The organism is Streptomyces sp. BK239 (assembly GCF_004217285.1).
Taxonomy (GTDB): domain Bacteria; phylum Actinomycetota; class Actinomycetes; order Streptomycetales; family Streptomycetaceae; genus Streptomyces.
Genome location: NZ_SHKS01000002.1, coordinates 268,337 through 281,796, shown reverse-complemented (window position 1 = coordinate 281,796; position 13,460 = coordinate 268,337). Strand labels below are relative to the sequence as shown.

The window sequence follows — 13,460 nt, the reverse complement described above, 5'->3', positions numbered from 1 at the left end:
GATAATCAGCCAACACGGCGTGGCCCTGTTCGTTTTCTCAACACGAACGGACAAGATCTGACGCACCCTCGTCCCGTGCAGCCGCACGGTTCGTCCCGTGGAAGGTCATGGTCATGTCGCAGCCGCACGTGTCGTCCATGGACCGGCAGAACCGCCCCCAGCGGGCCGTCGTCAGCCGCCGTCGTCTTCTCGAAGGGTCCGCCGCCGTCCTCGGCGCGTTCGCCCTGTCCGGGCCGGCCGTCGGCCACCCGGCCGCGGCCGCCGAGCCCGCCCCCGGCGCCGCCGCGACCCCCGAGTGGAACGGGCACATCGACGTCTTCCGCCTCGGCGCCGAGCCCCCGCACACCACGCTCATGCCGTACGCCACCGTCCCCCAGGCGCTGGCCGCCGACCGCACCGACTCCCCCCACCGGATCAGCCTCGACGGCAAGTGGCGGTTCGCCTACTCCGACAGCCCCGACGACCGGGACGCCGACTTCTTCCGCACCGACCTCGACGACCGGGACTGGGACTCCATCCCCGTCCCCTCCGCCTGGCAACTGCACGGCTACGACCGCCCGATCTACATCAACATCACCTATCCGTGGTGGGGCCCCAACGGCCTGGGCGAGGAGGCGCAGCCGCCGGCCGCGCCGACCCTCTACAACCCCGTCGGCCAGTACCGCCGCACGTTCAACGTCCCCCGCGACTGGACGACGGGACGACGCACCTTCCTCCACTTCGAAGGCGTCAAGTCAGCCCACTACGTGTGGATCAACGGGGAGTTGGTCGGCTACCACGAGGACTCCTACGACCCCGCCGAGTACGACATCACCGAGCACCTCAAGCCGGGGTCCAACCAGATCGCGGTCGAGGTCTACCGCTACTCCGACGGCGACTGGCTGGAGGACCAGGACATGATCCGGCTGAGCGGCATCTTCCGCTCGGTCTACCTCTACTCCACACCCGCCGTGCACCTGCGGGACTTCCGGCTGGACACCCCGCTCAGCGACGACTACCGCGCCGCCGAACTGTCGGTCACCGCGAGCGTGCGGGACTACGGAGGCCGGAGCGCCGGCCGCTACTCGGTGGAGACCCAGCTGTACGACGCGGGCGGACACCCGGTGTGGCCCCGGCCGTTGCAGCAGAGCGTCACGCTCGGCGCCGGCGGGGAGAGCACCGTACAGGCCGCGAAGGCCGTGCCCGCGCCCCGCCTGTGGTCCGCCGAACACCCCGAGCTGTACACCGCGGTGCTCCAACTGCGCGACCCGGCGGGCCAGGTGATCGAGACCCTGTCCCACCGGGTCGGTCTGCGGGAGTTCGCGCTGCGGGACGGGCTGATGCGCATCAACGGCAAACCCGTCTCCCTCCGGGGCACCAACCGGCACGAGATGCACCCGGTCCGCGGCTCGGCCCTCACCCGCGCCGACATGGTCCAGGACATCGAGATCATCAAGCGGCTGAACATCAACTCCGTGCGCACCTCGCACTACCCCAACAACCCCGTCTGGCTCGAACTCGCCGACGAGTACGGCCTGTACCTCGTGGACGAGACCAACCTCGAGACCCACGGCATCCGCGGCGAATACCCCGGCAACCACCCCGAGTGGACCACCGCCTGCGTGGCCCGCGCCCAGAACATGGTCCACCGCGACAAGAACCACGCCTCGGTCGTCATCTGGTCGCTCGGCAACGAGGCGGGCGGCGGCACCACCTTCAACGCCATGCACGACTGGATCAGCTCCTACGACACCACCCGCGTCATCCAGTACGAGGGCGACGACCGGCCCGGGATCAGCGACATCCGCTCCGAGATGTACGACAGCCCCTCCCGCGTCGAGGCACGGGCCAAGGACACCTCGGACACCCGGCCCTACGTCATGATCGAGTACTCCCACGCCATGGGTAACTCCAGCGGCAACTTCAAGAAGTACTGGGACCTCGTCCGCCGCTACCCCGTGCTCCAGGGCGGCTGGATCTGGGACTTCGTCGACCAGGCCCTCAGCTGGCCCGCCCCGCACCGCAAGCTGCTCACCGAGTCCGGCCCCGCCGCGCTGCGCGGCGAGGTCATCGCGCCCAGCGGCTCCTTCAGCCGGGACAAGGGCGTTTCCGGCGGCACCGTCTTCGCCCGTGACGCCGGCCTCGACCTCACCGGGTCCCTCACCCTGGAAGCCTGGATCACCCCGCACGTGACCGGCTACCACCAGCCGATCATCGCCAAGGGCGACACCCAGTACGCGCTGAAGCAGACCAACCGGACCCTGGAGTTCTTCATCCACGGCGGGGGCCAGTGGGTCACCGCGAGCTGGGCGCTCCCCGACGACTGGACCGGCCGCGAACACCACGTCGCGGGCGTCTTCGACGCGACCGCGGGCACCGTCACCCTCCACGTCGACGGCGTGGCCCGGGCCACCCGGAGCACCACCCGCAGGCCCGACAACAACACCGCCTCGCTCTCCCTGGCCACCGACGTCGACAACCCCACCCGCGAGTTCAGCGGCACCGTCCGGCGGGCCCGCGTCTACGCCCGCCCGCTCAGCGCCGCCGAGCTGGCCTCCGAGAGCCGCGGCCCCGGCGACGACGGAGTGCGCTTCTGGTTCGACGCCGCCACCGTCGGGCTCACCGAGAAGCGGTCCCGCGACAAGACGTTCTACGCCTACGGCGGCGACTGGGGCGACAACCCCAACGACGGGGCCTTCTCCGGCGACGGCATCGTCACCGCCGACCGCGGACTCACCGGCAAGTCCGCCGAGGTCAAGCGGATCTACCAGGCGGTCGGCGTGGCGCCGGCCGCCGCCGGGCGGCTCGCCCAGGGAGCGCCGGTCACCCTCACCAACGAGTACCTCTTCACCGACCTCCGCGAGTTCGACGGGAGTTGGGAACTCGTCTGTGACGGCAAGACGGTCCAGCACGGGAAGCTGAGCCGCGACCAGCTGGACGTCCCGCCGCTGTCGAGCAAGCACGTCACCGTGCCCTTCGCCCTGCCGGCCGACCCCGCGCCGGGCGCCGAGTACTTCCTGAACCTGTCCTTCACCACCCGGGAGGACACGAAGTGGGCGAAGGCCGGCTTCGAGGTGGCCCGGCAGCAGCTCGCCGTCGACGCCGGCAGCCCCGCCGTCACGCCCGTGCCGCTGGACAGCGTCCCGGCGCTCCGCTTCCGGGACGACGAGACGTCGGTCACCGTCACCGGCGAGGACTTCTCGGTCACCGTCGACAAGAAGGCCGGCGTCATCACGAGGTACCGGGCCGGCGGCGAGAAGCTCATCACCTCCGGGCCGGTCCCCAACTTCTGGCGCGCCCCCACCGACAACGACCGGGGCAACGGCCAGCACACCCGCAACCAGACCTGGCGCGACGCCGGCGCGCGGCGCGAGGTGACCGGCGTCAGCGTGCGGGCGCTGCGCGACCGGGCCGTCGAGATCAAGGTCGCCGGCACCCTGCCGACGACGACGCGATCGACGTACACCACCACCTACACCGTGTTCGGCAACGGCGAGATCAAGGTCGACAACACCCTGCACCCGGGGGCGGCCTCCCTGCCGTACATCCCCGAAGTCGGCACCCTGCTGTTCCTCCCGGACCGCCTGGAGCGGATCCACTACTACGGCCGCGGCCCCGAGGAGAACCACTGGGACCGCAACGACGCCACCGACGTCGGCCTGTACTCGGGCACCGTCACCGGACAGTGGACGCCCTACCTGCGCCCGCAGGAGAACGGCAACAAGACCGACGTCCGCTGGATCGCCCTCACCGACCGTGACGGCGCCGGCCTGCTCGTCTCCGGCGAACCGCTCCTGGAGGTCAACGCCTCCCACTTCACCCCCGAGGACCTCTCGGTGGGCGCCCGCCACGACTTCCAGCTCACCCCGCGCAAGGAGGTCGTCCTGCGACTGAACCACCGCCAGATGGGAGTCGGCGGCGACAACAGCTGGGGCGCCCACACCCACGACGAGTACAAGCTCTTCGCCGACCGCGACTACTCGTACACCTACCGGCTGCGCCCCCTGAAGAACACCGGTGAGGCGACGCAGGCCTCCCGCAGGCCGACGGCGACCACCGAGTAGCCGCCGCCGGCCCACCCCCACGGGCACGGCCACCGTCCGGTGGCCGTGCCCGCCGTGATGTCGGGAACAGTGTCCGATCACTCACGCGCCCCGGCCGGGGACGAGGAAGAATCGGACCGCAACGACGCATCAGCCGTCACACACTTCACGGAAAAGGAAACCTCCCATGGTCGAGCTGGACGAACGCTTCGACGTCGTGGTCCTCGGCGCCGGTCCCGGCGGCTACGTCGCGGCGGTGCGGGCCGCCCAGCTGGGCAAGCGGGTCGCCGTCGTCGAGGCGAAGTACTGGGGCGGCGTCTGCCTGAACGTGGGCTGCATCCCCACCAAGGCGCTGCTGCGCAACGCCGAACTCGCGCACATCTTCACGCGTGAGGCGAAGACCTTCGGCATCAAGGTCGAGGGTGAGGTCTCCTTCGACTACGGGGAGGCCTTCCGCCGCAGCCGCAAGGTCGCCGACGGCCGGGTCAAGGGCGTCCACTACCTGATGAAGAAGAACAAGATCACCGAGTTCGACGGCCGCGGCGTCTTCCTCGACCCCCACACCCTCCAGGTCACCGACTACGAGGGCACCACCCGCACCCTCGGCTTCGAACACTGCGTCATCGCCACCGGCGCCACCCCCAAACTCCTGCCCGGCACCAAGCGCAGCGCCCGCGTGGTGACGTACGAGGAGCAGATCCTCGCCGAGGACCTCCCGCGGTCGGTCGTCATCGCGGGCGCCGGCGCCATCGGCGTCGAGTTCGCCTACGTCCTGCACAACTACGGCGTCGAGGTCACCGTCGTCGAGTTCCTGGACCGGGTCGCCCCGCTGGAGGACGCCGAGGTCTCCGCCGAACTCGCCAAGCAGTACCGCAAGCTGGGCATCGGCGTCCTCACCTCGACCCGCGTCGAGTCCATCGACGAGTCCGGGCCCCAGGTCCGCGTCACCGTCACCGGCAAGGACGGCGCCCGGCAGGTCCTGGAGGCCGACAAGGTCCTCCAGGCCATCGGCTTCGCCCCGAACGTCACCGGGTACGGCCTGGAGAACACCGGCGTGACGGTCACCGAGCGCGGCGCGATCGACGTCGACGGCCGCTGCCGCACCTCCGTCCCGCACATCTACGCCATCGGCGACGTCACCGCCAAGCTGATGCTGGCGCACACCGCCGAGGCGATGGGCGTCATCGCCGCCGAGACCCTCGCCGGCGCGGAGACCATGGAACTCGACTACGCGATGATCCCGCGCGCCACCTACTGCCAGCCGCAGATCGCCAGCTTCGGCTACACCGAGGCGCAGGCCCGCGAACTCGGGCACGACGTGAAGGTCGCGAAGTTCCCCTTCACCGCCAACGGCAAGTCCCACGGCCTCGGCGACACCACCGGCTTCGTGAAACTGATCAGCGACGCCAGGTACGGCGAACTCCTCGGCGGCCACCTCATCGGCCCCGACGTCACCGAGCTGCTCCCCGAGCTCACCCTGGCCCAGCAGTGGGACCTCACCGTCCACGAGGTCGCCCGCAACGTCCACGCCCACCCGACGCTCGGGGAGGCGGTCAAGGAAGCGGTGCACGGGCTCGCCGGCCACATGATCAACATGTGAGGCCGGCGCCTCACCGAGGCACGGCGGGGCCGCTCACCCGTACGGGTGCGGCTCGGTCGCCGGTCGGGGTCGTCCGCGATGTGCTGGATCTCCAGCACCGATCCGGACGAGGGAGCCTCAGCCATGCCGGACACACCGGACATGCCCGTCGGCGGCGCCCCCTCGGACGGCGGGGACGCCGCACAGGCGGAGCTCCGGGAGCTGCGGGCCCGGATCGCGGCCCTGGAGAGCGGACACCGCACGCGCGAGACGGAAGGGGCCGCCCGCCGGCCCTCCCGGCACCGGGTGCGCTCCGTCCTCGCGGTGATCCTCATCGTCCTCGGCTGCCTCCTGGCCCCGCTGGGCGTGGTCGCCGCCTGGAGCGCCGACATCGTCGGCGACACCGACCGCTATGTGCAGACCGTCCAGCCGCTCGCCGCCGACGAGGACATCCAGAAGGCCGTCGCCGGCCGGGTCACCGACGCCGTCATGAGCCACCTCGACCTGCCCGCCCTGCTGCAGGACGTGGCCCCGAAGGACCAAGGGCCGCTCCTGCAGAAGGCTCTGGGGAAACTGGGCGACTCCCTGGAGGACGCGGTCCGCAGCTTCGTCCAGGACAAGACCCAGGCCGTCGTCGCCTCCGACGCCTTCCAGCGGATCTGGACCGACGCCAACCGCCGCGTCCACGCCGCCCTGGACAAGGCCCTCACCGGCAGCGGCGGCGGAGCCGTCAAGCTGGAGAACGACACCGTGACGATCGACCTCGCCCCCGTGGTCGAGGAGGTCAAGCAGCGCCTGGTCGACGACGGCCTCACGGTCGCCGAGAAGATCCCCCAGGTCCACACCAGCTTCACCGTCCTCAGATCCGAGAAGATCGGCGAGGCGAAGACCTACTTCCGGCTGCTGCAACTGGCAGGCGTGTGGCTGCCCGTCGTCGCCGTCCTGCTGGTCGCCGCCGGCGTCCTGCTCGCCACGCGCCGCCGCCGCGCCCTGGTCGCCGCCGCCCTGTGCTTCGCCCTCGCCACCCTGCTGCTGGGCATCGCGCTGACCGTCTTCCGCGTCGTCTACCTCGACGCCCTTCCCGCCGACGTGTCCCAGGCCGCCGCCGGGACCGTCTACGACACCCTGACCCGCTTCCTGCGCACCGGGGTGCGCGTGGTGGTCGCCCTCGGCGTGGTGGTCGCCCTCGCCGCCTGGCTGACCGGGCCCGGCCGCCGGGCCGGCCTGGTGCGCGGGCTGTGGCACTCCGGCATCGGGGCCGTCCGCACGACGGCCGACCACGCGGGGATGCGCACCGGACCCGTCGGCCCGTTCGTCGCCCGCTACCGCACCTGGATCACCTGGATCCTCACCGGCGCGGCCGTGCTGGCCTACGTGCTGTGGCCGTACCCGACCGGCTGGGTCGTCATCGGTCTCGCCCTCGCCCTGCTCTTCGCGCTGAGCGTCGTCGACTTCCTGGCGCCCAGCGCGCCGGGCCCGACGAACACACCCGTCTCGCCGAACGCCCCCGGCCCGCCGAACGCCCCCGGCTCGCTGAGCAAGCCCCCCGCCTCCCCGCCGCCCGCGTCACCGGCTCCGCCCCCACCGCCCTGAGGCGCGGGCTGCGACGGTGAGGCGATCGGCGACGGTCCCGGCCGGGCGAGGTCGATGTCGGATTCTCGCCAGCGCCCGCGAGCCCGGTGGCCGATGCTGAACGCATGCGCAACGCGATGCACACCGACCGGGAACGCTGTGTGCGAGCCGTGCGGTCCAAGGACGCGCGGTTCGACGGCTGGTTCTTCACAGCGGTCCTGACCACCGGCATCTACTGCCGGCCCAGCTGCCCCGTGGTGGCGCCCAAGCCGGAGAACATGACCTTCCACCCCAGCGCCGCCGCCTGCCAGCAGGCCGGGTTCCGCGCCTGCAAGCGCTGCCGCCCCGACACCAGCCCGGGCTCCCCCGAGTGGAACCAGCGCGCCGACCTCGTCGCCCGCGCCATGCGCCTGGTCGCCGACGGCGTCGTCGACCGCGACGGAGTGCCCGGTCTCGCCGCCCGCCTCGGCTACAGCGCCCGCCAGGTCGAACGCCAGCTCCTCGCCGAACTCGGCGCCGGACCGCTCGCGTTGGCCCGCGCCCAGCGCGCCCAGACCGCACGGCTCCTCATCGAGACCACCGAACTGCCGATGGTGGACGTCGCGTTCGCCGCCGGCTTCGCCTCCGTCCGCACCTTCAACGACACCGTGCGCGAGGTCTTCGCCCTCTCCCCGAGTGAACTGCGCACCCGCCGCCGGCCCGAGAGGACCGGGACGCGCCCGGCCACCCCCGGCGCCCTCCAGCTGCGGCTGCCGTTCCGCGCCCCGTTCAACCCGGACAACGTCTTCGGTCACCTCGCGGCGACCGGCGTGCCCGGCGTCGAGGAGTGGCGCGAGGGGGCGTACCGCCGCACGCTCCGGCTGCCCCACGGGCACGGCATCGTGGCGCTCACCCCGCACCCCGACCACATCGGCTGCCGTCTCGTCCTCAGCGACCCGCGCGACCTCACCGTCGCGATCAGCCGCTGCCGGCGCCTGCTCGACCTGGACGCCGACCCCGTCGCCGTGGACGGCCAACTGCGCGCCGATCCGCTGCTCGCGCCGCTGGTGGACAAGGCTCCGGGCCGCCGCGTCCCGCGCACGGTCGACGAGGCGGAGTTCGCCGTGCGCGCGGTGCTCGGCCAGCAGGTGTCCACCGCCGCCGCCCGCACCCACGCGGCCCGCCTGGTCACCGCACACGGCGACCCGGTCGAGGACCCGGAGGGCGGACTCACCCACCTCTTCCCCACCCCTCAGGCGCTCGCCGCCCTCGACCCCGAGTCCCTGGCGATGCCCCGCACCCGCCGCGCCACCTTCACCCACCTCGTCAGCCGACTTGCGGACGGCACACTGCACTTGGACGTCGACAGCGACTGGGCTCAGGCCCGCGCCCGGCTCCTCGCCCTCCCCGGCTTCGGCCCCTGGACCGTGGACGTCATCGGCATGCGCGCCCTCGGCGACCCCGACGCGTTCCTCCCCACCGACCTCGGAGTCCGGCGTGCGGCACGGGAGTTGGGTCTGCCCTCCACCCCGGCGGCGCTCACCGCGCGGGCGGCGGCCTGGCGGCCCTGGCGGGCCTACGCGGTCCAGTACCTGTGGGCGACGGACAGTCACCCGATCAACTTCCTTCCGGTCTGAGCACGTTCGGACCGACGCAGCCCGACGAACGGACGCGCCATGAAGCAGCACACCGTCATCGACAGCCCCTACGGCCCCCTCACGCTCGTCGCCGACGACGGCGTCCTGTGCGGCCTCTACATGACCGACCAGCGGCACCGGCCCGCGCAGGACTCCTTCGGCGCCCGCGGCGACCGCCTCTTCGCCGAGGCCGAAGACCAGCTGCGGGCCTACTTCGCGGGCGAGTTGAAGGAGTTCACCCTCCCGCTGCGCCTGGACGGCACGCCGTTCCAGCGCGGCGTCTGGGCCGAACTCCGGAAGATCCCCTACGGCGAGACCCGCACCTACGGCGACCTCGCCCACGCCCTCGGCGCGCCCACGGCCTCCCGTGCGGTGGGCCTCGCCAACGGCAGGAACCCGGTCGGCATCATCGTCCCGTGCCACCGCGTCGTCGGCGCCGACGGCAGCCTCACCGGCTACGGCGGCGGCCTGGACCGCAAGCGGCGCCTGCTGTCCTTCGAAAGCGGCTCAGCCCTCTTCTGACCGGGGCCGGCGATCCGCCGCGGCCAACTCCCGCAGCAGCCGCGGCAACGCCGTCCCGATCGGTTCCCGTACGACCTCGTCGGCGACCTCGTCGTAGGGCGTCGGCTCGGCGTTGACGATGACGAGGCGGGCCCCGTGATCGGCGGCGACGCCTGCCAGGCCGGCGGCGGGCTGGACCCGGAGGCTGGTGCCGACGGCGATGAACACCTGGCAGGCCTTGGCGATGGCAAGGGCCTCGCCGAGGACGACCGGGTCGAGGCGCTGGCCGAACATGACGGTGGCCGACTTCAGGATGGCGCCGCACTCCCGGCAGGGCGGATCGTCCTCGCCGGCGTCGAGGCGGGCGAGGGCCTCTTCCATGGGGCCGCGGGCATGGCACCCGGTGCACACGAAACTCCGTGCCGAGCCATGCAGTTCGAGGACCTTGCGGGCGGGCAGGCCGGCCATCTGGTGGAGTCCGTCGACGTTTTGGGTGATGACCCGTACGGGTACGCCGGACCGTTCCAGGTCGACGATCGCGCGGTGCGCCGCGTTCGGCTCGGCCGACAGGGTGCGGTTCTTGCGCCGCATCTGCCAGGACCGCCGCCGGATCTCCGGATCGCCCATGTAGTACTCGTAGGTGACGAGCTTCTCGGCCTCGGGATCCCGCCGCCACAGCCCCTGCGGCCCGCGGTAGTCGGGGATCCCGGAATCCGTGGAGATGCCCGCTCCACTGAGCACGGCGACGAGTGGCTTGGTCATGTCACCGAGGGTAGGACGAGGCATCCGCGACCCGCGAACGGTTTGCGGGGCGGGCGGGTGCTACCTTGCCGCCATGGCGAAGGTGACTGTCTCTCTGGACGCCGAACTCGTCGTCGAGGCCATGGTGCTCGCGGGGGTAGGCAACCCGCAGGACGCCGTGGAACTCGTCGTGCGCGACTACATCGAGCGCGGGCACCGCACGGAGGCGCGGGCGGCCGCCCGCGACGAGGCGCTCCGCGAGATCGACGACCGGCCGCGGCAGACCGAGGGCTGACCCCGGGGAGTTGACGGCGGCTCCCGCAGCCGCCGTCGGCTCAGCCCTGTCAGCCGCTCAGCCCACGCGGACGCCGTTCTCCAGCTCCGCCGTGCCCGCGCCCGCGTCCACCGCCTCGAGGGCGGCCGCCACGCGCAGGGCCAGGCCGCCGAGCAGGTACTCGTGGAGCTCCTCGCGCGGGACCATGCGCCAGGACAGCAGCTCCTCCTCCTGGAGGCGGATCGCCTTGAGGTCCTCCTCTTCGAGGACCCCGCCGTCGTACACGTAGGCCACCAGCGGCGGCCGGTGCTCGCCGCGCACCCAGTCCACCGCGAGGAGCCGCCCGAGAGGGCGGTCGAGGCCGATCTCCTCCAGCGTCTCCCGGTTCGCGCCCTGCCGCGGGGTCTCGCCGTCGTCGGACTCGATCGTGCCGCCGGGCAGCGCCCACCCCTCCCGGTAGTTCGGCTCGACCAGCAGCACCCGTCCCTCCGCGTCGCGGAAGACGGCGGCCGCACCGGCCAGGACACGGGGCAGGGAGGCGATGTACGTGGCGTAGTCAGCAGCGGTCATGGAGGCAGCCTAGCCAGCGCCGGCGGGACGCGGGTCCCCGTCACGCACGGTCACCCGTCCGCTCCGACCAGCCGCAGCGTGCGCTCCGCCAGCTCGCTGATCCGCACCCCGTCGAAACCGAACACGGCGCTGCGCACGGTGTCCTCCAGCGGCTCCGTCCACTGGGCGGGGATGGCGTCGGCCCCGGTGAGCACGCCGGCCACGGAACCGGCCGTCGCCCCGTTGGAGTCGGTGTCCAGGCCGCCGCGCACGGTGAGCGCGATGGTCCGGGTGAAGTCGCCGTCGCCGTACAGCAGCCCGGCGGTGAGGACGGCCGCGTTCGGCACCGTGTGGATCCAGCCCAGGCCCGCCGTCTCCTCGGCCATCGTGGTCAGCGTGTCCTCCCAGCCGAGGCCGGCCTCGTGCAGGGAGGCGACCCGGCGCACGGCGCGGGACAGGCGGCTGCTCGCCGGGATCACTGCAAGCGCCTCCTCCACCGCGTGCCGCACCGTCGGCGCGGTGAACGCCGCGGAGACCAGCGCCGCCGCCCACATCGCGCCGTACACCCCGTTGCCGGTGTGGGACAGCACCGCGTCGCGCCGGGCCAGCGCGGCGGCGCGGCGCGGATCGCCCGGGCGGGTCCAGCCGAACACGTCGGCGCGGATCAGCGCGCCGATCCACTCCTGGTACGGGTTGTCGTACGTCGCCGTCAGCGGCGGCTTCAGCCCGTTGGCGAGGTTGCGGTAGGCCGCCCGCTCCGCCGTGAACGTCTGCCGGTACGGCAGCCGCAGCAGCCACAGGTCGCCCACCTGCTCCGTGCTGAAGCCGAAGCCGTGGGTCTCCAGCAGGTGCAGACCGAGGATGGCGTAGTCGACGTCGTCGTCGCGGCAGCTGCCGTGGATCCGGCCACGCACGCAGTCCCGCCACTCGGGGCGCAGCGGCGGGCCGTCGTCCCCGGCGGCCGGTTCGGGCAGGTAGTCGGTGAGCGGGAGGGCGTCGGCCCGGCGCAGGTAGCGGTCGATGCGCTCACGCGTCCACAGCTCGCCCTGTTCGACCGGTTTCCCGAGCATGTTGCCCGCGACCCGGCCCAGCCAGCCTCCGAGCACACGCCCGGCCAGCTCTGTCTCGGTGCCCACGAGGGTCGTCATGGTTGTGGTGTACCCGTTAGCGCGGTGTTCCGGCCCGGCGGACCGTCATCGGCGCCCCGCACCTGTGGAACCGCTTGTGGGACGGCACCGGTCCAGGGGGCGGGCGGGGCATGACGGCGGGGGCGCGGGGCGGATAGGGTCGCTGCGGCGTGACTGGCCCCGACGGGTTCGGGGCCCGGGGAGCGAGGGGTTGGGAAGGTGGCGGACGCTGCACGGCAGGGCATCCGGCGGGTGCTCGTGGCCGCGGACAAGTTCAAGGGCTCGCTGACGGCCGTGGAGGTCGCCGAGCGGGTCACGGCCGGGCTGCGCCGGGCCGTGACCGGTGTCGAGGTCGAGGCCCTGCCGGTCGCCGACGGCGGTGACGGCACCGTCGCCGCGGCGGTCGCGGCCGGGTTCGAACGCCGGGAGGCACGGGTCGCCGGCCCGCTCGGCGACGAGGTCACCGCCGCCTTCGCGGTGCGCGGGGAGACCGCGGTGGTGGAGATGGCCGAGGCGAGCGGACTCCAGCGCCTCCCGGCCGGTGTGTTCGCCCCGCTCACCGCGTCCACGTACGGCTCCGGGGAGCTGCTGCGCGCCGCGCTGGACGCGGGCGTGCGGACGATCGTGTTCGGGGTCGGCGGCAGCGCCACCACGGACGGCGGCGCGGGCATGCTGTCCGCGCTCGGCGCGCGTCTCCTCGACGCGCACGGCGAGCCGGTCGCCCCGGGCGGCGGCGGCCTCGCGGACATGGCGCGCGCCGACCTCTCGGGCCTCGACCCCCGGCTGGGCTCGGTCGAGCTGATCCTCGCCAGCGACGTCGACAACCCGCTGACCGGGCCGAAGGGCGCAGCGGCCGTGTACGGGCCGCAGAAGGGCGCCTCCCCGGACGATGTGGCCGCGCTGGACGCGGCGCTCGCGCGGTACGCGAAGGTGCTGGAGGCGGCGGCCGGGCCGAAGGCGGCGGAGTACGCGGTCGCGCCGGGCGCCGGGGCCGCGGGCGGCATCGGGTACGGGGCGCTGCTGCTCGGTGCGCGGTTCCGGGCCGGGATCGAGGTGATGCTGGAGGTGCTGGGCTTCGCGCCGGCGCTGGAGTGGGCGCAGCTGGTCGTCACGGGGGAGGGGTCGCTGGACGAGCAGACCTTGCACGGGAAGGCGCCGGCCGGGGTCGCGGCGGCGGCGCGGGCGGCGGGGAAGGACGTGGTCGCGGTGTGCGGGCGGGTGACGTTGCCGCCCGAGGCGTTGGGGCGGGCGGGGATCCGGCGGGTGTACGCGCTGACCGAGGTCGAGCCGGACGTGGCCCGGTGCATCGCCGAGGCCGGTCCGATCCTGGAGCGCACCGCGGAGCGGATCGGACACGACTTCCTGTCCTGAGCGGGGGTCTCCTCCCGTCCTGGGGGCTGCCGCCCCCAGCCCCCCGCTTCGGCCCTGAACGGGCCTCGTCCTCAAACTCCCCCAGAGGGGGGACCCCCAGACGGGCTG

The 13,460-nt window shown here is 72.9% G+C and carries 10 protein-coding genes; 7 read left to right on the top strand and 3 right to left on the bottom strand.

Features of this window, described 5'->3' with window-relative positions:
* Positions 1-113 precede the first annotated feature (113 nt).
* From EV567_RS07150 to EV567_RS07130, 5 genes are all read left to right on the top strand, one after another.
* Positions 114-4,043, top strand: a complete 3,930-nt coding sequence (locus EV567_RS07150) for a glycoside hydrolase family 2 TIM barrel-domain containing protein (protein ID WP_242620710.1) — start codon at positions 114-116, stop codon at positions 4,041-4,043.
* A gap of 166 nt (positions 4,044-4,209) precedes the next feature.
* Entirely contained in the window at positions 4,210-5,622 is a 1,413-nt protein-coding gene (gene lpdA / locus EV567_RS07145) for a dihydrolipoyl dehydrogenase (protein ID WP_130437806.1), read from the top strand.
* Between the two features lie 141 nt (positions 5,623-5,763).
* Positions 5,764-7,194, top strand: coding sequence for a hypothetical protein (locus tag EV567_RS07140; protein ID WP_242620738.1), 1,431 nt, complete (start codon positions 5,764-5,766; stop codon positions 7,192-7,194).
* Between the two features lie 116 nt (positions 7,195-7,310).
* Positions 7,311-8,789, top strand: a complete 1,479-nt coding sequence (locus EV567_RS07135) for an AlkA N-terminal domain-containing protein (protein WP_130438299.1) — start codon at positions 7,311-7,313, stop codon at positions 8,787-8,789.
* Positions 8,790-8,828: 39 nt separating this feature from the next.
* Entirely contained in the window at positions 8,829-9,311 is a 483-nt protein-coding gene (locus EV567_RS07130) for a methylated-DNA--[protein]-cysteine S-methyltransferase (protein ID WP_130437805.1), read from the top strand.
* Here EV567_RS07130 and EV567_RS07125 read toward each other — a convergent pair.
* Positions 9,297-10,052 carry a Sir2 family NAD-dependent protein deacetylase gene (locus tag EV567_RS07125; protein ID WP_130437804.1) on the bottom strand — a complete coding sequence of 252 codons (756 nt, stop codon included), beginning with the start codon at positions 10,050-10,052 and terminating at the stop codon, positions 9,297-9,299. The two genes, EV567_RS07130 and EV567_RS07125, sit on opposite strands and share 15 nt — an antisense overlap.
* A gap of 73 nt (positions 10,053-10,125) precedes the next feature.
* Here EV567_RS07125 and EV567_RS07120 point away from each other — a divergent pair, with 73 nt between their 5' ends.
* Positions 10,126-10,326, top strand: a complete 201-nt coding sequence (locus EV567_RS07120) for a type II toxin-antitoxin system VapB family antitoxin (RefSeq protein ID WP_130437803.1) — start codon at positions 10,126-10,128, stop codon at positions 10,324-10,326.
* 57 nt (positions 10,327-10,383) lie between these two features.
* On the opposite strand, the gene EV567_RS07115 is transcribed toward EV567_RS07120, so the two are convergent.
* Both EV567_RS07115 and EV567_RS07110 read right to left on the bottom strand, forming a co-directional pair.
* The gene (locus tag EV567_RS07115; RefSeq protein WP_130437802.1) at positions 10,384-10,875 is read right to left on the bottom strand and encodes an NUDIX hydrolase; all 492 of its coding nucleotides are present in this window, start codon (positions 10,873-10,875) and stop codon (positions 10,384-10,386) included.
* A gap of 50 nt (positions 10,876-10,925) precedes the next feature.
* Positions 10,926-12,002 (bottom strand): ADP-ribosylglycohydrolase family protein, encoded by a 1,077-nt coding sequence (locus EV567_RS07110; RefSeq protein WP_130437801.1) that lies wholly within the window; start codon positions 12,000-12,002, stop codon positions 10,926-10,928.
* Between the two features lie 231 nt (positions 12,003-12,233).
* Between EV567_RS07110 and EV567_RS07105 the strand changes: the two genes are divergently transcribed.
* On the top strand, positions 12,234-13,352 hold the full coding sequence (locus tag EV567_RS07105; RefSeq protein ID WP_130438298.1) for a glycerate kinase: 1,119 nt from the start codon (positions 12,234-12,236) through the stop codon (positions 13,350-13,352).
* Positions 13,353-13,460 lie beyond the last annotated feature (108 nt).